Origin of the sequence: Flavobacterium piscis (genome assembly GCF_031457575.1) — a bacterium.
In the GTDB taxonomy this organism is placed as follows: Bacteria; Bacteroidota; Bacteroidia; order Flavobacteriales; family Flavobacteriaceae; genus Flavobacterium; species Flavobacterium piscis_A.
In genome coordinates this window covers 32,047-58,967 of sequence record NZ_JAVDWQ010000005.1, presented here as the reverse complement: position 1 = coordinate 58,967, position 26,921 = coordinate 32,047, and the positions used below count along the sequence as shown (strand labels likewise).

Sequence of the window (26,921 nt, the reverse complement as noted above, 5' to 3'; positions counted from 1 at the left end):
CATATGAAAAATAAAATTTATATCTCGCTTTTGTTTGTATTATTAACAATAGTTGTTAAAGCTCAGGATTCTCATCGTTTCTTTCCTAAGGAAAATCTAATGTCTATGGGCATTTATTATTATCCGGAGCATTGGAATAAAAACGACTGGGAAAGAGATATCAGCAATATTTCAAAGATTGGTTTTGAATTTATCCACATCGCTGAATTTGCATGGATAGATATGGAACCTCAAGAAGGTGTTTATAAATTCGAATGGCTGGATGAGGTTATTACCCTGGCAGCTAAGTATAAATTGAAAGTTATTTTAGGTACTCCCACGGCTATTTCGCCTGTTTGGCTGGGAATTAAATATCCGGAAATTTATGCAATGGGGTCTGATTATCAGCGTGCAGAACATGGAACCAGGGCACAACAATCATTAAGCAATCCGGTTTGGAGAAGTTTTTCTAAAAAAATAATTGTAAAATTAGGCGAGCGCTATGGTAAAAACCCTAACGTAATAGGCTGGCAATTAGACAATGAACCCGAAGCAAAGGAAGATTACAGCCCTTCTTCTCAAAAAGCCTTTAGAAAATGGTTAGAAAATAAATACAAAACCATAAGTGCTCTTAATAATGCTTGGGGAGCCCAATTTTGGAGTCAAACTTATAGCACTTTCAGTCAAATTAAGATTCACAATGCAAATCATGTAGGATGGTGGGGAACTAATCCGCATGCTCTATTGGATTTTAAACGGTATACTGCCGATACACAGGCAGAATTTTTAGATTATCAGGCGAATATTCTTAGACCGTTAATTTCTAAAAATCAATTTATTACTACTAACTATACCGCCACAACACCTTTAGCCGATCCCAGAAGAACGAAAGAATTGGATTTTGATTCTTTTACCAGTTATCTAAATAAAGGAAATGCAAATATAGGGAACCAAGGATTTCGACTGGGAGATCCTAAAGAACTTTCATTTGCTTTGAGCTTTTTCAAACCTGATACTAAAATTTCCGGAATCATGGAACTTCAGCCAGGATTTGTAAATTGGGGAAATGTAAATCCATTGTTGCAGCCTGGAGCAGTACGTATGTGGCTATTTCATTGTTTTGCAGAAGATATGTCATTTGCCTGCTCGTATCGATACAGACAAATTAATTATGGTTCAGAACAATACCACAGTGGTATTACCAAATTAGATGGAGTTACCTTATCTCAAGGAGGAAAAGATTATAAGCAAACTATTAGCGAAATGAAATTATTGCGCGATGCTTACAAGCCAAATACAAAAGTTCCAAAAGAACTCAAGGCGCGTAAAACTGCTTTATTATGGAATTATGATAATTTATGGAGCATGGGGCGTCAGGGGCAAACAAGTCAGTGGAATACCCAGCAATTTTTTCAAAAATATTTAGAAATAGTAAAATCGTTTGGAGCCCCTGTAAATATAACTTATGAGGAGGATGACTTAGACCAATATGCTGTTGTCATTGCCCCGGCTTTTGAATTGGTTGATAACAAACTTATTACGAAATGGACTAATTATGTAAAAAAAGGTGGAAATTTGGTGTTAACTGTGCGCACAGGGGTTAAAGATCGAAATGGTCATTTATTTGTTGGAGGCTGGGGACAATCTATTTATCCTTTAATTGATGCCAGTATTGATGACTTTGATCATTTATTGCCCTATGCCAAAGGAACTATAAAAGGTTTTAATAAAGATTATAATTGGAACAATTGGGCAGATTTGATTACTGCTAACAAGTCCGAAAATGTATTGGCAACCTATACCAATCAATTTTATGCGGGGAAAGCTGCAGTTGTTACTAATAAAATAGAAAAAGGAACCGTCACTTATATTGGTGTTGATACAGACGATACCCAACTTGAGAAAGATGTCCTGAGAAAAATATATGATCAGGCAAATATAACAACCGAAAATTATCCTGAAGGTGTGTATGTGAAATGGCATGATGGTTTTTGGGTGGCAGTAAATTATTCTTCTGATAATTACGAACTAAAAAACATATCTGCTAAAGCAAAAATATTAATAGGAACTAAAACTGTACAACCCGGAGGAGTAACAGTGTGGCAAGAATTGGATTAGAAATTAATAAAAAAGCTCTTTTTGCAGTTAAAATAAAAGTTGAATAACGAAAAAAAATTATTTTTAATCTAAAATTAAGAATATTGCGAAGCTAAAACGCCCCTTCATGCATATTATAAACTTATTATAAGATGAAAAAATATAAAATACAGTTATATATTCTTGTATTTATTTGGATTACTTCATTCCAAAATAGTATTGCGCAGTCAAATTATATTTTTCATCATTTAAACACGAATGAAGGGCTTCCCAGCACCAATGTAAAGGCAGTACTAAGAGACAACTACGGATTTCTTTGGATTGGAACTGAAGGGGGGTTAAACAGATACGACGGATATGGATTCAAAGTTTATACAATGAATCCAGGAAAGCCTAATACATTGGTATCAAACAATATTTATGGATTACAGGAAGATGGTCTGGGAAATATTTGGGTAGACCTCGGATATACTTACATGGTATATTGGAGAGATAAAGATTGTTTTATTTCAGACATAAGATTATTTTTAAAAAAATTACACATACAGACTGATCAAAAATATAAGATTTATGTTGACAAAAAACGAAATTTATGGGTTATAAACAATAAAAAAATATTTCTCTACAATGTTAAGAAACACCACACATCCGTTTTCAATGTAAAGGATCTCATAGAGGACCCCGCTTCAATTAATATTACCGATAATGGCGAATCTTTGTATTATATTCAACAGTCTGGTAAATGCTGGCAATTAAACAGTAAGTCTGGCAACTTTACTTTAATAAAATTACCCGATTTAATTAATAAAAATACAGCTTACTATCCAGGCAAAATTTTTATTGATAGTGACAACGAATTATGGGTTTATTCAAGTAATTCAGATCAGATTTCGTATAAGAATAAGCAAACTCAGCAATGGAAAACACTGGCGTTAAAATCTCAGGTAAACATTGAGAGCAATATTGTTACAAGTATTGTTGAAAATAGTCCCGGAGAGATTTGGATTGGTACAGACCATAACGGACTGTTCATTTATGACAAAACCAGAAATTTAATGACAAATGTTGTTTATGATTCATGGAAAGATAATTCGTTATTTTCCGATAACATAAACTGTTTGTATCGTGATAGCAATGAAACTATTTGGATTGGCCACAGTAAAAAAGGACTTTCATTTTATAATGAAAGTTTTAGGAATTTCATGAATTTTAAATATCCCGAATGTTCCGATATTAGTGCAATAATGGAAGATGACAGGGAAAATCTTTGGCTTGGAACTGATGGGAAAGGATTGTTTTTGAAAGAAAAGCAATCAGGAAACATCATAAAACTTCCAATTTCAAATACTTCAATAATGTCTATAATAGAAGACCGTAAAGGCCGTATTTGGATAGGAACCTTTAAGAAAGGTTTGTTTTGTTATCAAAAAGGCAAAATGATTCAATATACAAAAGAAAATAGTAAATTAAGCAATAACAATATTTGGAGCTTAGTAGATGACAGGTATGGGAATATATGGATTGGAACGCTAGGAGGGAAAATTCAATTATTACCTGCTGAAGCCACAAATTTTGATTTTTTACTATCCCCTTTTAAAGAAGATGTATATGTCCTGGATATGTTTTATGATGGAGGAGACGAAATCTTTGTCGGGACGGGCTATGGACTTTCTGTAATTGATATTACAAATAATAAAAATGTAATGCATTATGGAAATAAGAAGGGAAATCAAAAACTTAAGCAACTTCAAATATCAAGTGTATATAAAGATAAACACGATATATTATGGCTCGCACATGGTAACGGCCTGGACATATGGGACCAAAAGAAAGACACTATTTACTCCTTTAACAAGTCAAATGGCTTATGTGATAATTCTACCAAAGGCATTCTGGAAGATGATTGGAATAACATTTGGGTGACGACAAGTAATGGACTCTCCATATTAACTGTTAAACGTGATGTAAACGACAAACTTGCCATAACAAGTAAAAATTACTCTACTAAAGATGGTTTTATGGATAATTATTTTAATAGACATTCTATAATTAAGTTAAAAAATGGAGATATTTTACTTGGAAATATAGATGGATATACAATTCTTAATCCGAATAAATTAGTTAAAAAGAATCGACCAATAACAAAAATTGTTTTTGCCGGATTAAGCGTCGGTAATCAAAACATCGAAGTCGATTCAATTTATAATGGTCATAAAATTCTTGAACATTCAACGGAATTAACTTCGGGACTAACCTTCAGACATGATGATAAACTCATCACCTTAAAATTTACAACAGCCGATTTACTTAATGCTGATAAGGTGAAATACATTTATAAAATTGAAGGATTTAATACAGAATGGGTTCCAATTCAGGAAAATAAAATAATATTATCTGCCCTCCCTCCCGGCGATTACAAACTTTTAATAAAAGCATCTAATAGTGATGGTGTATGGAGAAATAATACCAAAGTACTGTCTATAAGTGTAACACCTCCTTTTTATTTATCTGTTTGGGCATTTAGTATTTATGGAATAATAAGTATTGTTATCCTCTTATATCTTAGCCATAAATCAAAAGTTCGTAATCTGCTAAAAATAGAAGAGCATCGAATAAAAATGGATCGTGAGAAAGAATGGCAAATAAATGAGATGAAACTGAAGTTCTTTACAAATATAAGTCATGATTTACGTACCCCATTAACACTAATTATTACACCGCTTCAGGTTTTGCTAAGTGGCGCAATAGAAGAAAACATGAGAAAAAAGCTGAGTATCATGTATAAAAATGCCAATCAATTGCTTTCATTAATAAATTCGGTGCTGGATTTTCGCAAATTGGATGTTGGGACAGATACATTAAATTTAAAACCAGGAAATTTTATAAATTTCATCAGGGATATTTATGCGTCTTTTAGTGTTTATGCAGATGAACGTAGTATTAACTTATCTTTAAGCAGTGAATTAGAAAACTTATTAATGCAGTTTGATAAAGATAAAATACAGAAAACACTTATCAACCTGCTTTCTAATGCGTTTAAATTTACACCTGATGGGGGAAATATTAGCATACACATAAGTAAAGAGGAAGGTGATATTTGTGTAAGTGTTTCAGATACAGGTTCAGGGATAAATGATGAAGATAAAGCACATGTTTTTGAACGATTTTATCAAGCTCCGCAAAGACAAGATGAAACCGGCAGCGGAATTGGCCTGCATATTGCAAATGAATATGTAAATCTGCATGGCGGGACTATTACAATAAAGGATAATATACCAAATGGATGCATATTTACTTTTAAAATTCCGATTAGGGAAACAGATAAAGCAGAGAGGAGTCTTACAGATATACAATCCAGTTACGAAAATGTAGAAAATAATAAAAGAAAAGAAATTATTCCTAGTAAGCCAGTATTACTATTTGTAGATGATAATAAAGATTTTTGTGATTTCATGGCTGATAACCTTGAGGATGAATATTCTGTACTAACAGCTAATAATGGACAGGAAGCAATAGAACAATTAAACGAGCATGATGTAACAATCATCGTAAGCGATGTAATGATGCCGGTTATGGACGGAATTGAGCTTTGCAAACAAGTAAAAACAAATATTCATTGGTCTCATATCCCGGTTATTTTATTAACTGCACGTACGGCAGAAGAACATCAGATAGAAGGATTAGAATTAGGTGCAGATGATTACATTACTAAACCATTTCACTTTAATCTTCTTAGGCTGCGCATTCAGAAATTTATTGAATGGACAAAAAAGAGCCATAGTGTATTTAGTCAAAAAATCGATGTTAATCCTAGTGAAATTACCATTACATCTTTAGATGAAAAGTTTATAAAAAAAGCAATAAAGATAGTAGAAGATAATATTAGCGACCTTCAATTTTCAGTTGAAATCCTAGGAGATGTTTTAGGTCTAAGCCGAGGACATTTATATAAAAAATTAATAATAATTACAGGTAAAGGACCGGCTGAATTTATTCGTACAATCCGATTAAAGCGAGCACGCCAGCTTCTTGAAAAAAGTCAATTACAGATTTCTCAAATATCACATCAAGTAGGTTTCAATTCTCCGAAAATATTTTCAAAACACTTTCGGGAAGAGTTTGGAATATCACCATCTGAATACTCAAAAGCTTACAAAAAACTCTAACTAAATCCTAAAAATTATAGATATCTATTACTGAAGAAGGGGCTTTTTGTACTATTCAAAATTAATTTGAGATACAAAAATCACCCCCTCTTTTTGGATGGCACTGAAAAAGTCCTTCAAATGAGTAAAATGAAAAAAAACAAAAAAGAGCAAAAACGCAGTGTTTTCGCTCTTTTTTAATTATTATCCGCCCCTTGCAGTCGCAGAAAATTAAATTTGACTAAAAAAGAATTTCAAAAAAATTAAAGCCTTATTTAATCGCTTTTTTAAGGTTTTTTCGAAAAGGGAGACTTTTTCAGTGCCCTCTCTTTTTGGGCTATTACTCTAAGCGTTTAAAGTACTATTACCTTTAAATCTAAAAAAGTTAAAATCATATTTCAGCTTTCTTATAGCATTTAGAAATATAAAACAGTTTTTTGTTTTCCTCACCCCAGCCCTCTCCAAAGGTTAGGGAGTTAAAAATCGGATTATTTTATATTTCTAAATGGTATTAATGACTATATAAATCATTTTTCTACCAAAATATTGAATACAAAGCGACTAACACTCCTATTATAATAAGGCTACCTGCTAAAAAGCCATTATCGACTTTAAACATTTTTGTATCGACCTCTAACCCCTTTACACTGACTTGTCTCTTAGCGTCAAATAAGCTAATTGCAATCATCAACAAAACACATATTACAAATACAAATCCCATTCGGTCTAAAAAAGGAATTTCATAAACCAATGTCATATCTTTTTGTTCTACCAATGTGGCAAATCCTGTACTGCTCAGGAATTCTAAATTCATAAAATTTGGAAGGAATTTGAATATTACTGATAAAACAAAACCTCCAATTGTAGCAAACATGGCTGCATTAGAACTTGTTTTTTTCCAGAAGAAACCTAAAATAAACATGGCAAAAATTCCAGGACTTACAAATCCGGTATACTCCTGAATAAATTCAAAACCTCCTTTTTTATCAATACCTAAGAAAGGGGCAATTATCACGGCAATAAACATAGAAACGACAACTGTCATTTTACCCACTTGCACCATTTTCTTTTCGGTGGCTTCTGGCTGAATTTTTTTCTTAAAAATATCAAGCGTAAAAATAGTAGAGATACTATTTACTTTCCCTGCCAATGATGCAACCACAGCGGCTGTCAAGGCTGCAAATGACAAACCTTTTAATCCCGTTGGCAGTAAGTTCAATAATACAGGATAGGCCCTATCAGGATTTAATACTCCGTCAGTTCCAAGCATTTCGGTTTGCAAACCACCTTTCATGTGAATGACAAAAGCAGCAATTCCTGGTAATACCACAATCACAGGCATCAATAGTTTTAAGAAAGCAGCAAACAAGATTCCGCTTCGGGCTGTTTTTAAATCAGCTCCTAAAGCTCTTTGAGTAATGTATTGGTTACACCCCCAATAATTTAGGTTTACAATCCACATTCCTCCCAATAAAACCGTTAATCCTGGTAAACTGGGAAAATTGGCATTATCCTTCTTGAAAATCATATGAAAATGATCCCCGGATTGATTCATCATATAGTTGAACCCCTGAACTATCCCATGCTGTCCATTTAAGTCAGCAACCTTATCTAAAGCTAAATAAGTAGTTACTAAACCACCAAATATTAAGAAAACAACCTGAATAACATCGGTGTATCCAATAACTTTCATTCCTCCTAAGGCAATGATAATAGCAAAAATAGCTAAAGCATACATACATAAATCGACATTGATTCCTGAAATTCCATTTATGGCCAATGCACCTAAATAAAGTATAGAAGTCAAATTAACAATTACATAAAGCAACAACCAAAATACAGCCATAATCATGGCAACATTTCCATTATAGCGCTCACTTAAAAATTGTGGCATCGTATAAATCTTGTTTTTTAAATAAACAGGAATAAAAAAGACAGCTACGATAATTAATGTCAAGGCAGCCATCCATTCATATGTGGCAATTGCTAATCCCATTTTGAAACCGTTTCCGGACATCGCTATAAACTGTTCCGAAGAAATGTTTGAAGCTATTAATGATGTTCCAATTGCCCACCATGTTAAAGAACCTTCTGCCAGAAAATAATCGTGAGAAGCCGAAATACTTGCTTTTTTCTTTCGATTATGAATATAAAATCCATAACCCGCAACCAGGAAAAAATAGAATAAAAAAACCAGGTAATCATATAATTGTAATGAATTCATGTTATTTGTTTTTTAGTTATTAGTTAGTTATTGGTGTGTATTTGAAATTTTTAAATTTGACTGAACCTTCTCCCATAGAACAAAGTCCGATACGAACCCCCAGAAAACCTCCAAAAGCATTGTGATGAAAGCCTGATATTTCTAATGAGTTTTCAATTTTGAGCCAGTCCTTACCATTTAGGCTATAATACAGGTCAACATTATTATTTATATTTTTCATCTTCAAAAATACATGTCCTTTTAGTACATTGCTTTGGGTTTGAAACTGCCATCCATGGATATTGGCTATAAGATTATTTTGATCGGCAAGAAATGCTGAAGAAGCTGATTTATTATAAAAAAGAGTAAACCCTCCTGTTGCATTTCCTTCAATAAATAGTTCTACTTCTGCTGTATAAGAATGATCAGTTAGTGTGTAAAGCAATGGAGAACAACTCCCTATTGAGTTTCCTTTAGCTTTTATCGTCACGCTATTATCTGCTACTTTAAATCTATCGGTGTCGTATTCGTCATAAAAACGCCATAGAAGATTTAGTTTATTGCCTTCAAAGTTATCTGCAAAAGTATTCTCTTTAGTAATATTGTTTAAACCAGGCATTTTAATGGGCTTGGTTTCAGATACTCCTTCTGGTATTTTATACCACCCGTTTTTTGTCCATTCCAGTGGCAGAAGCAAAATCTGACGCCCTAAATTGTAAAACCCTTTTTCGTAACTATGGAACATCATCCACCAATTCCCTTTGGCATCTTCAAAAGGGGTTCCATGTCCTTTAGACAACCATCTTTCGTTGCTGTCTTTTGTTCTGAGAATAGGATTGTAAGGGGAATTTTCCCATGGTCCTAAAGGCGATTTAGAACGAGCCGAAATAACCATATGTCCTGTGGCAGGCCCTGCAGTCCCTCCTTCGGCAACAGTCAAATAATAATATTCTCCTCTTTTCATCAATTTGGGTCCTTCCAGGCAAAAGCACTCAATAGACCATTCATTTGGAATTGGCCACCCGCTATAAGCATGTTTCATTTCACCAACAACAGAAAGCCCATCATCTGACATCGGTACATAACCTCCATTAGGAAAGTACAAAAAACGTTTTCCGTTTTCATCGACTACATGTCCCGGATCTATATTCCTTATTTTTAAATCTACAGGATCACTCCACGGACCCTCCATAGCATCGGCTACTACAACATAGATGCTATAATTTGCAGGAAAATAGATGTAATATTTGTTGTTACATTTTATTAAATCAGGAGCCCAAACGGAACCAATGTTTTTATTCAGGGCATGTGTCAATGGCTTCCAGTTTATTAAGTCTTTTGAGTGCCAAATCAATAATCCCGGATAATATTCAAATGAAGAATGTACTACATAATAATCATCTCCATCTCTTAATATACTTGGATCAGGATAATCCCCGCCAAAAATTGGATTGGTAAAATATCCTTTCCCTTTTGTGTTAGGGGTTGTTTGATATTGGGCATTTGCAAAAAAAGCAAATTGAAAAAACAATATGATTACTATAATTTTATTTTTTGGCATGATATATTTAAAATTAATGTGCTATACGGTTGGAGATAATTAGTTTTCTATACCTGAATATTATTTTTTCTTTGCCTCTTTGGCTCCATCCATCATCGCTTTTAAAACCCCTCTATCCAATACTTGTCCTGAATCACGGTTAAATAAGTTATTGGGAGTATCCCAATAATAAGGTATAATTCCGTTTTCAAGAGCCGATTTTACAACATATTTACCAAAGAATTCCACAGATCTTTCGTTAAGTGCCTGATCTGAAGGAGCGCTAAGTTTACGTTTATAAGCCCCAAATTCACCTAATATTACAGGTATTCCCTTGTCAACATATTTTGTTTTCAAGTCGCTAAAAAGTTTATCAACCATTGCTTCTTCTCCCCAGGTAGCATTATGTTCCACATCAGTTTCAGAATGATTGTCTTTACCCCAATAGTAAAATGGTTTGCCCCAGGCTGCCTCTTTTTCCATCAGACAAAATTGAAAAGGAGTATAATAATGCACTTCGACCATCATACGATCCTGAATTTTATCTTTAGGTAAACTGTTCATTAAATCGAGCGTTTTCTCGATATTTGTTTCCGGTCCCTGAACAATGATCGTTCTGGAAGCATTATTGCCTCCTGTTGCACGAACAGCATCTACAAAAGTCTGATAATAAGACATTAGGATATCAAGTTGTGCAGCATTAGCAGCATTAGGTTCATTTGCCCCTGCGAAAAGCAGGTGTTCGTCATAATTTTTAAAGTATTTTGCTATTTGGGTCCAATAAATATATTGTCTTTTGTTTACCTCTTCCTGATTGGCTGCATTAATTCTGTTTTCTAACCAACCCTTGTCCCAGTGCATATTAATAATTACATAGAGATCGTCTTTAATACAATAATCAACTACCTCTTTTACACGTGCTATCCACTTTTTATTTATTTTATTCGAAATTGTATCAGAATGGCAAAACCAGGATACCGGAATTCGCACTGTATTAAATCCGGCTGCCTTAACAGAATCTATTAATTTTTGTGATGTCTTTCCTGCCCCCCAGGCATTTTCATCGCAAATTGCTTCGAGTGTATTGCCTAAGTTCCACCCAACATGCATCCTTTTAGCTATTTCCTGTGCTTTTGGCAACTGAGACCAGACATTTGCAGATATTAAAAGTCCAGTAACAATGATGAACGATTTTATTGATTTTCTCATTTTTTAAATATTTAATTGACTAGTTTTTATAATATGATATTCCCCTTTTACGATGATGATTGTTTATCTAATTAAAACCTATTAAACTATATGTTTCTGTCTTTAATTCAGGTCGATTTATAAACTTATTATTATCAGTGAAACAATCATTTAAGGGAAGGTAAAACTAACTTTTATTAAATATTTAAAGGGCTTCAAAATGTATTACATATCAGGCTTAAATGTGTTATTTGTTCTTTTTTAGCTTTAGAATCGCAAGTTTATAGTGAACTGGTCTTAGTTCTACTGTTTTTTAATTCGTTTTATTTGTCTGCTGGCAAATACCTTTACTTTAACTTTTATAGAACATCTTAAAATACAGAAAGCCCTGACCGTTTTGCGGTCAAGGCTATTTTTGTCTAATAATTGTCTAATAAATTTGTTTAGAGTTTACCCCCATTAAATTTCCAAGACCCGTTTAAACTCTGATAATACGAGGATTCATTTTTTATTCTTTAATTCAATCCATTTCTTCTCTTCTTTCTGATTTCGAAAAAAAACTACTTCAGTTTTCAAATCAATATCTGACTTGTATGCTTCTAATAAATCGCTCAGTGAATTTACTTGTTTATTATTAAAAGTAAGAATTACGTCATTCACCTGTAAAAACTTAGCTGCTTCAGAAGTTTTTGCTACTTCCAATACAAGAACACCTCTGGTATCGTCCATTCCTGTTGCAGAACGTTCTCCCAGAGTTGTCAGGTTCTTTACCCTTGCCCCCATAAAATCGATAATTTCATTGGTCTCCTCGTTACTAGGATCTATAACAGCAGGTATGGTTACCTTTTTTGACAAAGCTTTTAATCTCGGCGAAACAACACCAAAACTATCCATCTCAAAATTTTTGAAACCAACAGTGAACGCAATGGAGCCTTCCTTTAATCGAAAATCGCCAACTTGAGGATTCACAAAATCAAAACCCCCATATACAGAATGTTGATCTGTTCCTCTATCTTGGGCTTCTTTTAATGAAGCCAAATCTGGAAAAACATTATAATCTGTTTCCTTGCCCCAAACATCAATGTGAATTGGTGCATATCCCGTAAAAACAATATTATTTCGAAATACGTCATTGCTGTTTTTAAACCAAACATGTGGATGAAAAGTATTATTTACCATAATGTTGTTTTCTACAATCCTATTAACTCCTTCGCGAAGCTTTATACCTCCATTGAGACACAGATTATTGCGAATAATATAATTACTGGATCCATCATCCAGATCAATATCCCACCCATGGTCGCATCGCATGCGGTTATTCTGGATGATAATTGGTTTCACTACATCAGCCAGAGCTAAATCATAATTATTTTTAACAATTGAATCCAATACTTTCTTGTCCGGATGCCAATACCTGTCACGTCCCCAAGAATTGAATGAACCATGATCTCCCGTCTCTTTTACGGTATTGAACACATCATTATATTCTATGATATGTCCGCCCCAGGTTCCTTCGTTTACATTTATTCCTGATCTGGGTATATCATAAATAGTATTGTGGCTCACTGTTATGTTTTGGCAAATAGACAGCTGTACTCCTGCCGACTGTTTTTCAACTGTTCCTAAATCAAACATCAGGTTATCATACACCTTACAATCTGCCGGATAATTGTTCGTTTTTGGCCCAGGAGTACGGTCCATCTTATCCATGCGTACATATTGATAATATTGAAAGCTTGGCGAACGCACTGCATTAGGATCACCCACAAAACAAAATGCACTGGCCCCTATTTCGAAAATCAAACATCCGGATACTTCACAATTGCGATTATAGTTATTAAAAAAGACTGCGTTGCTTCCCAGATTGTTGAGCGTACAATTTTTAAGCGAACAATTTTCCGATCCTTCGTATAACACTGCACCACCTCGATAAATAGTCCAGTCGCTTCGCAACAACGGCTCCTTATTTTCCATAAAGGTGCGCAGGGTTTGCGTAAGCGCAAGTCCTTCTATCGAAATATTTTTTACTGGAGTAGTTTCCGATCCCCTGAATTCAAATAGATGAGCTATTTGGGGTGTTTCAAATTTTGCCTTCTTAATATCTACACCTTTTTGTGGATAATAATACAGAATTTTAGTTTTTTTGTCGTAATACCATTCGTTGACCGTATCCAATTCTTCAAAAATATTTTCTACAAATCGGTATTCATTATGCATACCCATTTGTCGATTGTTTTGCCAGCCTCCTTCAAGAGTTAGTTCTCCATTTTTATCTTTTCCTGTAATGAGGTAATGATAATCTCCCCATAGTGAAGAATGTAAAGCATGTACATAACCTCCTCCAAGCGATTTCCAAAGTGCAGCCCTCTCTTTTGAAACGGCATCCGCAGCAAATCCTCCATAATATTGAGCTATGGGATTGAAATTCGGGTATCGGGCCATTCGTTGCAGTTGCCCGTTGACAAACAGTTGATCGAAAATGAGATCCTGTGTTACTTTTGCCTGCCAAATTCCATTTTTATAGGGTTTCCATTTTAAATTCAGAATCTCGCTTCCGCTGATAGTCACTTTCTGGTTATCAAAACTTTTGATGGTCAGCTTTTCATATTTTTTTCGGGAATCCTCTGATGTAAATACAATGGGCTGATCTAAATAATAAGTTCCTCCTGTTAGGTATATATCCACATTTCCGGGAATTTTACGCGCTTCGGTCAGAGCTTTACCTATAGAAGCAAAAGGCTTGTTTTTTGTTCCCTGACTGGCATCATTCCCTTTAGGAGCAACATACAGTCCTATCTGGGCAAACAAACTTGCCGAACACAAAAGAACTAATGTTATACTTATTTTTTGAGTTTTATTCATCTTATTTTGTATATGATTTTAAAAATCCCAAACGATTACTAACCTGCTTAATCCACTCACGAGCCATCAGTTCATGGCCAAATGCAGTTGGGTGCACACCGTCCCAAATCCAATAATCAATCGGAGCCCGTTGTTGTGCTTCTTCAAAAACTTTGGGATAATCTACCAAAACGGCATTAAAATCGGCAGCAATTTGTCTTACAATAGCGGCTCTTTCGACTGTTAACGGATGCCACTTCGGGTACTGATCTTTACGCCAGCCGGAAGCAAAAAAGAAAGGTAATCCCAGTACTATCAAAAGATCCGGATTTTGTTTGACACATGAAGTCAGCAGCTTACGGTAAGTGCTTTCAAACATTTTTGCATCCAATGCCTCTTTCTTCCTATCTATTAACGCATTCACATCGTTTATACCAACTAATAAACTTAATACATCGGGTTTCAAATCCAAGGTATCGGCTTGCCACCTTTTTTCAAGATCGCTAAGCGTGTTCCCACCTATACCCCGGTTAATAAATTTATAACCGTACTGTGGAAAATCGGCACCAATCCTGCTGGAAACAGCAAAACAATAACCGTGTCCCAAAATATGATTCGGGTCTTCACTTCTACCCCGGTTGCCATCGGTTATTGAATCGCCTTGAAACAAGAATATCAAGTTCTCTTTTTCTGGTTTTTCAATTGCTGCTTTTGCATTTGAACAGGCGGTTGACAATCCTGTCACAGCCAATCCGGCTACCGACATAAGTTTAATAAAGTATCTTCGGGAAGAATCTTCTGTTACCATTCTATTTTGTTTTTTGATGCTGATTTTTTTATTTCACTTGTAACAACCCCCTTGCTTCAAGCCATTTACGGCAGGCTTCCGGCCATGAAGACTCCGTATTTTTTGACCTTCCAAGTCCATATCCATGACCTCCTGTTTGATAAATATGAAGTTCACAGGGAACATGATGCTTTTGCATAGCCGTTGCATAGCCAATACTGTTTTGTACCGGAACAGCCCCGTCGTCAATCGAATGAACCAGAAAAGCTGGAGGTGTTTCTGCATTTACCTGTAACTCATTCGAAAAATATTTTATTTGCCCTAAAGATGGATTGCTTCCCAGTAAATTTACTTGTGATCCCTTGTGTGTAATACTTTCTTCCATCGATATTACAGGATATATCAACAACGAAAAATCAGGACGGGCACTCGTTGCATCAACGGATTCATAAACCTTTTCATTGAAATGAGTAGCTATTGTAGATGCAAGATGTCCTCCTGCTGAAAATCCCATTATCCCGATTTTATGCGGATCAATACCCCATTGCTTTGCGTTACGGCGTACAATACGAATTGCTTCTTGCCCATCCTGTAATGGCCCTATGGATTTGTCTTTCATAATTACATCATTAGGCAGACGATAATGTAAAACAACAGCCGAAATGCCTAAACTATTTAGCCATTTGGCGATTTCCTGACCTTCACCTACAAATGAAACCCCATAATAGCCACCTCCAGGACATACCACTACAGCCGTTCCTGAATTATTGTCGGCAGAAGCAGGATAAACTTCAATAATGGGCTTGGAAATATTCCTTAGTTTTATGTAATACGCAGAATCAATTACTTGCTTATAATTTGGATTTTGAATTGAACCGGGTACTTTTCCATTCCATACTTCAATCACTTTGCTTTGACCAAAAAGATTTCCAGCAACCACTACCAGACAGACAAAGGTCAATACGATTTGTTTTATACTTTTCACTTTTCTTTATAATATTCATTCATAATATACCAGGCCTTTTTCTTTTCTCCGTCTTCAGAGATCAATCCTTTTCTATTATATCCTTTTTGATAGAGTGGATGCATCCTGCCTAATGATCTGTAATCATACAATATCCATGGACAAACACCGCTCAAATTAGGAATGGCATTAAACATTTCTATCTGATCCTTATAAATCTGTTCCTGATATTCTTCAGACCAGGAAGAAGCTTCGTCAGTTGGAACATTTTTATTTCCATATAATGCCTCTCCTCCAAATTCAGAAATAAACACCGGTTTATCAGGGAAGTTAACTTGCCATGTCGCCTCCGAAGGTTTTCCTTGCCAGGGAACATACCAACCTATGTATTCGTTAATAGCAATTAAATCGGAATAGTTATACAGTGTGTCCCAAACATTAAATGAGTTGTTTGTATAGCCTTGAGTATTTATAACATGTGTCACTAATCTTGTAGAATCTATTGCTTTACACTTTTCAGTCAAAGCAATAAGTGCTTTATCTCTATTTGGAGTACTCGAATAAGTTTCGTTGGAAAGACTCCAGACAACAACCCCACAACGGTTTTTATCCCTGCTAATCATTTCTTGCAACATGGTCTCCATTTTTTTAGGAACAAGACTATCCGAAAATTGAATATTCTGATATACCGGAAGTTCGCTCCATACCATTAATCCCATTTTTTCGGCTTCTCTAACCATATTTTCGCTATGTGGATAGTGTGCCAGCCTAACAAGGTTACATCCTAATTCTTTTGCGGAATTCAACAATAACCTGGCGTCTTCCAATGAAAATGCCCTTGCTTTTTTCAATGGATTTTCTTCATGAATATTTACAGCCTTAATAAAAATTGGTTTTTTATTAAGCAAGACTTTACTTCCCTGCACTTCAATACTCCTGAAACCAATTTCATCAACGACAGAATCGGTTTCACTTTCAACAATTACTTTATAAAGTTTAGGAGTTTCAGGTGTCCATAATTTGAAACGAGAAGAAAATTCAATCTTTGCATAACCGTTGTCATCAGTTTTAGTTTTATAAACGATATTTAGTTCGGGTATTTTTACTTGAATTTTTTGGTTCGGTTTCTCTCCTTTTAGTTGAATCCAGCCAAGCACGTCTTTCAGACTACCTTTTTTTAACTGAACAGAATAGTCGTCAATGTAAGTTTTTCGGGTTTCAATAATATTTACATCGCGTGTAATCCCTCCATAATTCAACCAGTCGTAGCCATAACCAGGAATTCCATTTCCCAGGCGGTGGTTATCAACTTTTACAATCAAGATGTTATCGCCTTCTTTTATTTTATCTGTGATTTCAAATTGAAACGGAGTGAAACCTCCTTCATGGCTCCCCAATTTTTCTTCATTCAGATATACATCGGCAATATAATTGACTGCTCCAAAATGCAGAAATCGCCTTGAATCTTTCTTTTGTGAAATATTAAATATTTTTTTGTACCAAACAGCACCTTCATAAAAAATGAGTTCGCACAGCTGCGAATTAAAGTCACCCGGAACATTCAATTCTGGAGCACCATTAAAAGAATATTCAAAGAAATCAGTCTTTTTCTGAGGCTTTGGTTCTATCCAAAATTTTTTCCAATCGCCAATATTCCCTGGATCCAACAATACAATCCATTTCCCATTCAAACTAATGGCATTCCTTGATTGGGAATTAATCATGGCAGTTTGGGCATTTGCTATATCAACTAAAAGGACTATTGATAAAATAATCAATATCCTTACTTTCAATACTATTTTTTGTAATTGATTCATACTATTTACACGGTTTATATTCATTTGGTGGAGTAACATTGAACACATTTTGCTTATTTCATAGTTACACATTTTATTTTAATTGCCCAATTTCATTTTGGCAACATCGCCCATATCTCCCATATTCCCAATATAGGGACGGATAGAAAAACTGAAACTTGCCTTTTCTGTTTTCAACAAGTATTTATCCATCGGGCCGGGACCGCAACTTCCGCCACCTAAGCCGTTATGTTGCATATCAACCGTCAATATTGTTTGTTTTCTACGGGTCAATTCGTAGGGATGGTTTGCTTTTTCTAAATCAAATGGCGTGTAATGCAACGCACTAAAATCCATTTTATGGTCAGCAACAACCATCATTCCCACACCTTCATGATTGCTGACGGCAAACCAATTAATATTCGAGCGGTTACCGCAGTCCTGAGTACGCAAATAAGGTTCAAACATAGCATCAACTGTAGTTTTATAACAACCAATGGCAGCTGAACGCAATCTATCACGATAATTTTCGTGTGGCCCTGCTCCGTAGAAAGTCACGTCTTCAAAACCTTCTGGCATTTGTAACAGGAATCCGAGTTTAGCTAATGGATAATCCAATTTGTCCGGATCAAAATCAGTAGTCACATCGACAAAACCGTTTCCATAAATTTTCCAAATAGTATGCTGACCCACAGCATAGCCTTTGGACGATTTTGAATTAAGGGTCACATCAATTACAAGTACGTCTCCCTTTTTGCTTACCGAAATATTTTTTACTGTCGGTTTCATGTTGTATAAAGCTGCCTCTCGCCATTTAGTACCATAACCTCCTCCAAAAAAATAATCATTATCCACCTGTGCGCGGAAAACATTCAGCATTGGCCCGGCAATAGAAGCACTGCTTAAGGTATCTTTATAAATCGATTTTGCTTCAATACGAACTCCATTAATGGCTTCTGGGTCAGTATGCAATACAGTTGTACCAAAATAATCCAAATCTGTAATGGTGCCCACTTTTTTATTGAATTTTAAGTTGAATGCTTTGCCGGAAACCTGTATCCAATCTCCATTTTCATAATAAGAAAGTGACGACAAACTTTGTGGTCGAACGGGTTCAACAGCAGGCACGTTAAACGGTACAGCCAACTGTTCCCAAGCAACAACATGTCCTTTTGAGGCCCATTTTTCGTCGGTGTGCAGTTTGAAAATTACCTTTAGGAAATACTCACCTCCCGCTTTTAATTGCGGTTTTGTAAACGGAATGCTTAGTTCTGCTGATTTTCCTGGTTTAAGATTAAGTGGGTTCATTATTCCCGCTTCAATCATGCTGCCATCGCAACTCAATTCCCAAACCAGATCAAACTGATCAAGGTTGATAAACTGGTATTTATTTTTAATGCTTACTTTGCCATTCAGTATATCCTGGGGTGTAATGGCAATATACTGGTACACTTTTTTTACTTCTTCCAATTTGGGGGTAATGGAACGATCGGGTGTAGTTAATCCGTTAGCACAGAAGTTCCAGTCGGTTGGTCGGTCGCCATAGTCCCCGCCATAAGCAAAAAAGTATTCTCCTGGTTTTCCAGGTACTTCTTTTTTTAATCCCTGGTCAACCCAATCCCAGATGCAACCCCCAATAAGTCGTTTGTGTTTTTCAATCACATCCCAGTATTCCTGGAGATTTCCCACTGCATTTCCCATTGCATGTGCATATTCGCACATTAAAAATGGTTTAGGGTCGTTTCGTGAACCAATTTCATCGATATACTCCACACTTGGGTACATATTCGATTCAATATCTGCCACTTCGTTGTAACCTTGATAATGAATTGGGCGCGTTTTATCTAAATTTAAAACTGTTTTACGGCAGGCTTCAAAATTGGCTCCTGTTCCCGCCTCATTACCTAGCGACCAAATAATGATTGAAGGATGGTTTTTAAATGCTTCAACCATCGACACCTGTCTGCTGACATGTGCTTTCTCCCAACGAACATCATGTCCGAGTCCTTCTTTTTCAAAGCCCATACCATGCGACTCCAAATCAGCTTCACTTATCATATAAATGCCGTAACGATCGCACAATTTGTAAAAATCAGGATGATTGGGATAATGACTGGTGCGAACGGTATTGATATTAAATTGTTTGAATAACTTTACATCCTGCTCCATTATACCGTACGAAACTGTACGTCCGTTTACCGGATCAAGGTCGTGGCGGTTAACCCCTTTGAGCAATACACTTTTACCATTTACCCAAAGCTGTGAATCCCTAATTTCAATTTTACGGAAACCAAATGGAGTTGCTACAACTTCGAGGATTTCGCCGGATGCGCCTTTCAGGACAAATACGGTCTGGTACAAGTTAGGTGTCTCTGCCGACCATAAATCAGGATGATCAATTTTGGTGTTGATAGATAGTTCAGATGTTTTTTTACTTACCTCTGAAGCGGTTAGCTGTTTTACAAAAACAGGTTTTTCTCCTTTGTAACTCTGCCCGTCTTTCAACAAATATCCTTCAACAGAAACAGCTCCTTTGAATGTTTTATTTGCAAACGACAATTTCGTTTTGAGTGTTGCAGAGGTAAAATCATCATTGAGTTCTGGCTGCACAAAAAAATCCCGGATATAAAACTTTGGGGTTGAATATAAAGCTACATCACGAAAAATACCAGCCAAACGCCAAAAATCCTGATCTTCCAGATAACTGCCATCGCTCCATTGATACACTTCAACTGCCAACGTATTATTTCCTTTCTGGATATAAGGCGTGATATCAAATTCAGCAGGAGTCATACCTTCCTGACTGTACCCTACTTTTTTGCCATTTACCCAAACATACATCGCCGATTGCACCCCGGCAAAATTTAAAAAAATCTCGCGTCCGGACCAATTATCCGGAATCACAAAATTACGACGGTAGGAACCCACAGGGTTTGGCGTTTCACTATTAGTCCAACCAGCATAAGCCGGGCTCATAATATAAGGTGGATTTTTGACAAAAGGATAAGTTATGTTTGTATAAATTGGTTTGCCGTATCCTTTCATTTGCCAATTTGACGGCACTTCAATATTGTCCCAGTAATTGACATTAAAATCTGGTTTGTAGAAATCAACGGGACGCATATCCGGCGATTTTACCCAGTTAAATTTCCAGGATCCGTTTAAACTCTGATAATACGGGGATTCATTGGCATAATCGGTCAGCGCCTGATCTATGGTTGCATACGGAATGTAAACACTATGGGCTGCTTCCTTGTTAATACCTATTACCTGCTCGTTTTCCCAGTCGTGCCGCTGCGCAACCAACGAGGAAATTGATAAGCATAGGATAAAAATTGAAATAAAAAATTGTTTTGTGGTCATAACAGTGTTAGTTTATGGTTGCTGTTGTTTAAATCTTATTTTAAAAATTTTATTTGTCTTCAAAAAACCCATCTCTTTTAAATATTAAAAAAAACTGATTTAATGGATGACTCTGTCATTATTTTATTAATTACATCTAAGTCCAACCCCTTAAACCCACATTAATCTAAACTGTCTGGTTTGTAAATAAACGTATCAAAATCAGCATACGCTTTTGTATTTTTACTTTGGGATGCACTATATAATCCTATATAAGTTCCGGTAAAACCTCCATTGGTTTCAGGACTTAAATACCATACGTTTATCTTGTTTAAGAAATTAAATTTCTTACCATCCACAGAATAATAAAATGAGTAAAAATCTTTATCCCCTTTTACTTTCAAATAAATTTTATCACCTGGAACTTCCATCTCATAAGCGGTGTGATCCAGTGCTCCCATGTGATAATTTACCATTAGTTTTTGTTTCCCTTTTTCTGATTTCTTTAGAAAAATATCATAATGTGCCTGACTGGTATAGAAAACGGACATTCCTGCCTGGTCATCTTCCTTTGCATCATTTAACGACAGCACAGTAGTTGCTGAAAAATCAATATGTTCCTGTCTGCGTCCCACAAAAGTAGGGGAATCATTATCATCCAAAGAAACCGGGGTTGCTTTGAGCCTCAATGAACCTTTCTTTTCAGTCAGGGAATAATTATTCATATATGGGTTTCGAAGATAGTTCCACTCAACACCCAACTTCGCTTCATCAAAATCGGTAGAAAGGTCATGTTGCTTTACAGGTTTTAGCGGTAAAGTAGGTACATTCATATTTATATCAACTGTACCGTTGCCATTGATCACAGGCCAGGCATTAGTATCCCATCTTACCGGAGCTAAAAATGTTTCACGTCCCAATACGTGGTGCAGCAAACTTTGTGGACGAAAGCCCAGGAACACCATCCACCACGAACCATCATGTGCCTGAACAAAATCGCCATGCCCTGTACCCTGAATTGGGTTGCTTTGCGCATTTTCATTCATATGGGTAAAAATTGGATTTGAAGGATTCGACTCATAAGGACCATAAATAGCTTTGCTGCGCGCAATCGTCATTTTATGTCCATATTCGGTACCACCCTCTGAAATAAGCAGATAATACCATCCGTCTTTTTTATAAATATGAGGTGCTTCCGGATAACGTCCGCCTGTACCATTCCATACAATCCTGCTTTCAGTAAGCCTTTTTCCTGTTTTAATATCTATTTCAGAAATGGTGATGCCTTTGCCGTTTGACATAAAGTAGCATTTGCTGTCTTCAAAATATAAAGTAGGGTCAATACCTCCCTGCTCCACAAAAACAGGTTCAGACCATTCGCCGGCAGGATTATCCGTATGTACATAAAAATTTCCGCCACCGGATACATTTGTGGTAACCATATAAAAACGGCCTTCATGATAACGGATTGTTGGTGCATAGATCCCAGAAGAAGGAGCGCATTTGTCTAATTTGAGCTGGGAAGGACGGGTCAGGCAATGCCCTATTTTTGTCCAGTTAATCAAGTCTTTGCTATGAAAGACCGGAACACCAGGAAAATATTCGAAACTACTGGTTACCAAATAATAATCATCACCAACCCTGCACACACTTGGATCTGGATGAAAACCAGAAATGACAGGGTTTTTATATCCCTGAGCGTTAGAATAATGATAAAAACCTAAAATGTAAACTAAAAGAATAATTATTTTTTTCATATTTAAAATTTATTTATATGACTATCCGTTACTAGTACCAATTTTGAGAATGGCACACGGATGACGCGGATTTAAACCGATAAAAACGGATTTTTATATCAATAGCAGCGACCCGAGCCCAAAAGGCGAACTGGCGAAGCAAAATCCGTGTAATCCCGTGTAATCTGCGACCTTTTTTGGGCTATTAGTCCGCTTAGCGGACAGCCATACTTTATTTATAACCATTTATTAAACCTTATTTCAAAATAAAGTCGGCTGTACCTTTGATGTCGGTAGCCGAAGCTCCAATCATAATTTTGAATTTACCCGGTTCAGCAATCCATTCCTTTTTTTTGTCATCATAATAAGAAAGAGCCTCTTTTGTCAAGGTGAAACTTACCGTTTTTTCTTCTCCAGGCTCTAAGGAAATTTTCTCAAACCCTTTTAGTTCTTTAAACGGACGGGGCATACTTGATTTTTCATCATTGACATACAATTGTACCACTTCTTTGCCCGCAACTTTGCCTGTATTTTTTACCGGAATTGTCACAACCAATGAATCGGCTGTTGTTATTGATTTTGAAGAAACTGTGGGTTTTCCGTATTGGAATGTGGTATAACTCAATCCATATCCAAATGGGAAAAGAACAGGAATTTTTTTAGTATCAAACCAACGGTATCCTACCAAAATATCCTCTTTGTAATACACGTTGACACCGTCGCCCGGATAACAGGATTTGTCAAAAGCATGTGCCCCGACATCTTCCAGTTTTTTAGGAAATGAGACAGGGAGTTTCCCTGAAGGGTTTACTTCACCGGAAATGATATCGGCCAAAGCATTTCCCGCCTCAGAGCCAAGATACCACCCTTGCACAACTGCTGGTGTTTTATCCAACCAGGGCATCAAAACCGCATTTCCGCTTAATAAAATCACCGCAGTATTTTTATTGACTTTCTGTATCGCTTCAATCAGTTTATCTTGTCCGAATGGCAAACTAAGCGATTTGCGGTCACCACTTTCACAATCCTGGAAATAATTCTTATTCAAGCCGCCAACAAACAGCACCACATCGGCATGACGGGCAACTTCAATAGCCGCAGTTTGCAAGGAGTCTATATTTAATTTAGAGGGCTCTTCCGATCCATATAGTGGGCGGCCTGAAGCATATCCCATGCTGTAAACAATATGGTTTTCTCCGTATTTATTCTTTAATCCCTCCAATGGTGTAATTTCATAAGCCGCTTTCAGCGACGTGGAACCTCCCCCAACAATCAGGCTGCGTGTGGCATTTTCGCCTATCACAGCAATCTTTGTGTATTTTCCTTGTGGGATAGGCAAAAACTGTTTGTCATTTTTAAGAAGGACAATACCTTCATCTGCTATTTGTCTGGCTGCCAAGCTATGCTCGGGCGATACAAAACGACCGAAAGGGCGATTGGCACTCATGGTAGTGCGAAAAATCATCCGCAGGATTCGGCTCGCTTTATCATCAAGCTTCGACATTTCGTATTCTCCCGATTTAATTCCTTTCAGGAACGGATCGGCCAAATAATAGCTGGAAAAAGGAAAATGCCCTTGTGTTGTCAATCCGTTGGTATAGGTTCCCATCTCAATATCAAGTCCGCCATTGACAGCTTCATCGGTATTGTGTACACCGCCCCAGTCACTGATCACCACGCCATCGAACTTCCAGTCAGTTTTCAGGATCTTATTCAACAAAATGTCGTTGTGACAGCTATGCATACCCCATATTTTGTTGTACGCACCCATGATGGACCATACTTCCCCTTCTTTTACGGCTGCTTTAAAGGCAGGAAGGTAAATCTCGTGCAGCGCCCGGTCGCTTACATTCACATTGATTTCGCCACGGGAAATTTCCTGGTTGTTCAATGCAAAATGCTTTACGCAGGCAGCAACCCCATTGGACTGTACACCCTGGATGTAGGGAACCAACATGCGTGAAGCCAGAAAAGGATCTTCGCCCATATATTCAAAATTCCTACCGTTAAGTGGTGTGCGATAAATATTGACTCCCGGTCCCAGCAACATGGTTTTGTTTCGGTATCGGGCTTCTTCTCCAATAGATTTACCGTACAGCAGCGATATGTCTCGATTGAATGTTGCCGCAAGACAAGTCAATGCTGGAAAAGCGGTGCAGGAGTCATTTGTCCATTGCGCCCCACTCCATTCATCCCACAATTTCTCATCGCTCACGCCATGCGACCCATCAGAAGACCATACATCCGGAATCCCCAGACGGGGAACTCCTTTTGAACTGAATTTTGACTGGGCATGGCAAAGTGCCACTTTTTCTTCTAATGTCATTCGTGACAAGGCATCTTTTATACGAACTTCTATAGGCTTGCTTGTATCTAAATAAACAGGCTCTTGTGCCCATCCGTTAACAAACGACAGCGTAAATAATACTACTAAAACGCTAATTTTTCTTTTTTTCATGATATTCTTTTATTTTATTTTATTTCTAAAATGACCACTATGTTAATTATTCATGACAACTGTCATTCAATTAACTTTATATGCAGACTATTTTTATTTCATTTCGTAAGTAGTCACTTTATAAACCGCAGGAGTTTGAACTTCTGTAGCCTTAGCAGACTCCTGCACAGGCTGGTCTGGCCCTGGCTGAGGAGGAACAATTTGCCCGTCAACAGTTTGAGAAATCATTGCTTTACGTCCTGTAACAAGCACGCAATCATGTTGCCAAGTTTCATCACCATTCAACATTCGGAAGGGCACCCATTTTTCTCCTTCAAACTTTCCATCAAACACCTGAGCTAAACGAATTTTTTTTGATGGATCTTTCTTTCCAAATGTTATTCTTGCCGTAATACCTGCTATTATATATTCATCCGGAGCAGTTTGAATAACCAAACCATATCCGGTATTGTTCCATTTATCATATTCGACATACACTCTATCGTTGCCAAATGTTAGCGTATCTCTGGTACTGTCTTTTGTGCGCATAAAACCCCGCATTTTACCAGTACCTTGATATTTTTTAATGTAGGGCATTAATTCATTTATTACAGAAATTGCCTGACGATAAGGTAAATTGGTATAAGCATCTTCAATTCCAAATGGAGAAAAACATATAGCATCATGTTCTGCGTAGGCATAAAAGGCACGAGCTTGGTCTATGGTGCTTTCGGGAATAAAAAGCGGATTATCGGGACGGTGATACATCGCCAATATTTCTTTATAGTTGGGTGCATAAATATCCGGTGCACAAAAATCAATATCAGGTGCAATGGCTTTGTAAATATCCATTGCTCTGGATACAGGCCCTCCGTTTGGATATGTACCAGGCAAATCGGTTGAATTTTGAACCAACCAGGCATTCACAAACATTGGAAGATTTAGCTCTTTTTTACCTAAGCGAACTATTTCATTTATATACGAAGCATATTGCCATGTCATGAAGAAGTTTTGTGCACTTTTCATGTCATCAGCAAATATTTCTGACCAAGTACCTTTAGTTTTACTTCCATTTTTTTGCCAGACAGATTTCATTTCAGGGCTTAAATTATTCGTGTTTTTTTGTAAATATCGAATTAAGGTTTCCGGAACGGGAGACTTGAATAAGTCAAGTGCTTGTTTATTGTAATCTATATCCTGGAATGCTCCCACTTCGTTTTCGGGCTGTATCATTACAACAGTATGCTCTTTGTCTACTTCTTTTATTCGTTTCATTAATTGCACATAAGCCTTAGCATCTGCCATCTGCGCTTCCTTGCAAAAAGCCGAAATCACTTCGCCAGTGCTCCCATCACTTTGCTTCAATTTAAAAAATCGTTTTGAATCTTTTTTTACCCAAAGTGGCGTATAAGTGGAAAGTCCGTTTTTCCAGCTGGCAAACCATAAGATACAAAGTTTTAGTTTGTTTTGGCGAGCCTGGGCTATGATCCCATCAATAAGCGAATAATCAAATTTCCCTTCCTGAGGTTCGAACTGTTCCCATGCAATAGATGCGATAGCAGTATTCAATCCCATTTCTTTTAATTTTGGAAAAATGGGTGTCAAATAGGTCAAATTTGAAGATGAAGAATTATGTAACTCTCCTGCAACCATGACAAAGGGTTTGCCATCAACATACAATCTGGTCATATTACCTTCTTTTCTTAATTGCGGTAATTCCTGAGCTTTTAAACACTGAAATTGTATAACTGTAAAAAACAAAAAAGTAATTGGAATTATTCTTTTCATAAGATAGATCTTTCTGATAATTTCAACAAAATATAATACTTGTTGAATGTTTAATTTATAATGTAATTTGTTTACTAT

13 protein-coding genes are annotated in these 26,921 nt (G+C 36.4%); 2 read left to right on the top strand and 11 right to left on the bottom strand.

The window, feature by feature from the left end; genetic code table 11:
* The first annotated feature begins 3 nt into the window (after positions 1–3).
* Positions 4–2,097, top strand: a complete 2,094-nt coding sequence (locus J2W48_RS08905; protein ID WP_310280436.1) for a beta-galactosidase — start codon at positions 4–6, stop codon at positions 2,095–2,097.
* 131 nt (positions 2,098–2,228) lie between these two features.
* On the top strand, positions 2,229–6,242 hold the full coding sequence (locus J2W48_RS08900) for a two-component regulator propeller domain-containing protein (RefSeq protein WP_310280434.1): 4,014 nt from the start codon (positions 2,229–2,231) through the stop codon (positions 6,240–6,242).
* Positions 6,243–6,756: 514 nt separating this feature from the next.
* Here J2W48_RS08900 and J2W48_RS08895 read toward each other — a convergent pair.
* The 11 genes from J2W48_RS08895 to J2W48_RS08845 all read right to left on the bottom strand — a co-directional run bounded on the left by J2W48_RS08895 (position 6,757) and on the right by J2W48_RS08845 (position 26,843).
* Complete coding sequence (locus J2W48_RS08895) at positions 6,757–8,445, bottom strand: sodium:solute symporter family transporter (protein ID WP_310280432.1); 1,689 nt, start codon at positions 8,443–8,445, stop codon at positions 6,757–6,759.
* A 19-nt stretch (positions 8,446–8,464) separates the two neighbouring features.
* On the bottom strand, positions 8,465–9,985 hold the full coding sequence (locus J2W48_RS08890) for a family 43 glycosylhydrolase (RefSeq protein WP_310280430.1): 1,521 nt from the start codon (positions 9,983–9,985) through the stop codon (positions 8,465–8,467).
* Positions 9,986–10,045: 60 nt separating this feature from the next.
* Positions 10,046–11,173: a glycoside hydrolase family 5 protein gene (locus tag J2W48_RS08885; protein ID WP_310280427.1), complete on the bottom strand. Its 1,128-nt coding sequence runs from the start codon at positions 11,171–11,173 to the stop codon at positions 10,046–10,048.
* A 480-nt stretch (positions 11,174–11,653) separates the two neighbouring features.
* Positions 11,654–14,014: a PDZ domain-containing protein gene (locus tag J2W48_RS08880; protein WP_310280425.1), complete on the bottom strand. Its 2,361-nt coding sequence runs from the start codon at positions 14,012–14,014 to the stop codon at positions 11,654–11,656.
* Position 14,015: 1 nt separating this feature from the next.
* On the bottom strand, positions 14,016–14,801 hold the full coding sequence (locus tag J2W48_RS08875) for an SGNH/GDSL hydrolase family protein (protein ID WP_310280424.1): 786 nt from the start codon (positions 14,799–14,801) through the stop codon (positions 14,016–14,018).
* Between the two features lie 28 nt (positions 14,802–14,829).
* Positions 14,830–15,765 (bottom strand): alpha/beta hydrolase, encoded by a 936-nt coding sequence (locus tag J2W48_RS08870; RefSeq protein WP_310280422.1) that lies wholly within the window; start codon positions 15,763–15,765, stop codon positions 14,830–14,832.
* Entirely contained in the window at positions 15,762–17,561 is a 1,800-nt protein-coding gene (locus tag J2W48_RS08865; protein WP_310280420.1) for a glycoside hydrolase family 2 protein, read from the bottom strand. The genes J2W48_RS08870 and J2W48_RS08865 overlap by 4 nt, the downstream gene beginning before the upstream one ends.
* Before the next feature lie 78 nt (positions 17,562–17,639).
* A complete protein-coding gene (gene lacZ, locus J2W48_RS08860; RefSeq protein WP_310280418.1) occupies positions 17,640–20,903 on the bottom strand; it encodes a beta-galactosidase, LacZ type in 3,264 nt (1,087 codons plus the stop codon).
* Positions 20,904–21,064: 161 nt separating this feature from the next.
* Positions 21,065–22,639: a glycoside hydrolase family 43 protein gene (locus J2W48_RS08855; protein ID WP_310280417.1), complete on the bottom strand. Its 1,575-nt coding sequence runs from the start codon at positions 22,637–22,639 to the stop codon at positions 21,065–21,067.
* A gap of 235 nt (positions 22,640–22,874) precedes the next feature.
* On the bottom strand, positions 22,875–25,076 hold the full coding sequence (locus J2W48_RS08850) for a glycoside hydrolase family 3 C-terminal domain-containing protein (protein WP_310280415.1): 2,202 nt from the start codon (positions 25,074–25,076) through the stop codon (positions 22,875–22,877).
* 93 nt (positions 25,077–25,169) lie between these two features.
* Positions 25,170–26,843, bottom strand: a complete 1,674-nt coding sequence (locus tag J2W48_RS08845) for a GH35 family beta-galactosidase (protein WP_310280413.1) — start codon at positions 26,841–26,843, stop codon at positions 25,170–25,172.
* Between the last annotated feature and the right edge of the window lie 78 nt (positions 26,844–26,921).

Bases quoted from the DNA above. Each gene is read 5' to 3' on its own strand.
- J2W48_RS08905 (WP_310280436.1), top strand. From the start codon at position 4: ATGAAAAATAAAATTTATATCTCGCTTTTGTTTGTATTATTAACAATA.
- J2W48_RS08900 (WP_310280434.1), top strand. From the start codon at position 2,229: ATGAAAAAATATAAAATACAGTTATATATTCTTGTATTTATTTGGATT.
- J2W48_RS08895 (WP_310280432.1), bottom strand. From the start codon at position 8,445: ATGAATTCATTACAATTATATGATTACCTGGTTTTTTTATTCTATTTT.
- J2W48_RS08890 (WP_310280430.1), bottom strand. From the start codon at position 9,985: ATGCCAAAAAATAAAATTATAGTAATCATATTGTTTTTTCAATTTGCT.
- J2W48_RS08885 (WP_310280427.1), bottom strand. From the start codon at position 11,173: ATGAGAAAATCAATAAAATCGTTCATCATTGTTACTGGACTTTTAATA.
- J2W48_RS08880 (WP_310280425.1), bottom strand. From the start codon at position 14,014: ATGAATAAAACTCAAAAAATAAGTATAACATTAGTTCTTTTGTGTTCG.
- J2W48_RS08875 (WP_310280424.1), bottom strand. From the start codon at position 14,801: ATGGTAACAGAAGATTCTTCCCGAAGATACTTTATTAAACTTATGTCG.
- J2W48_RS08865 (WP_310280420.1), bottom strand. From the start codon at position 17,561: ATGAATCAATTACAAAAAATAGTATTGAAAGTAAGGATATTGATTATT.
- lacZ (WP_310280418.1), bottom strand. From the start codon at position 20,903: ATGACCACAAAACAATTTTTTATTTCAATTTTTATCCTATGCTTATCA.
- J2W48_RS08855 (WP_310280417.1), bottom strand. From the start codon at position 22,639: ATGAAAAAAATAATTATTCTTTTAGTTTACATTTTAGGTTTTTATCAT.
- J2W48_RS08850 (WP_310280415.1), bottom strand. From the start codon at position 25,076: ATGAAAAAAAGAAAAATTAGCGTTTTAGTAGTATTATTTACGCTGTCG.
- J2W48_RS08845 (WP_310280413.1), bottom strand. From the start codon at position 26,843: ATGAAAAGAATAATTCCAATTACTTTTTTGTTTTTTACAGTTATACAA.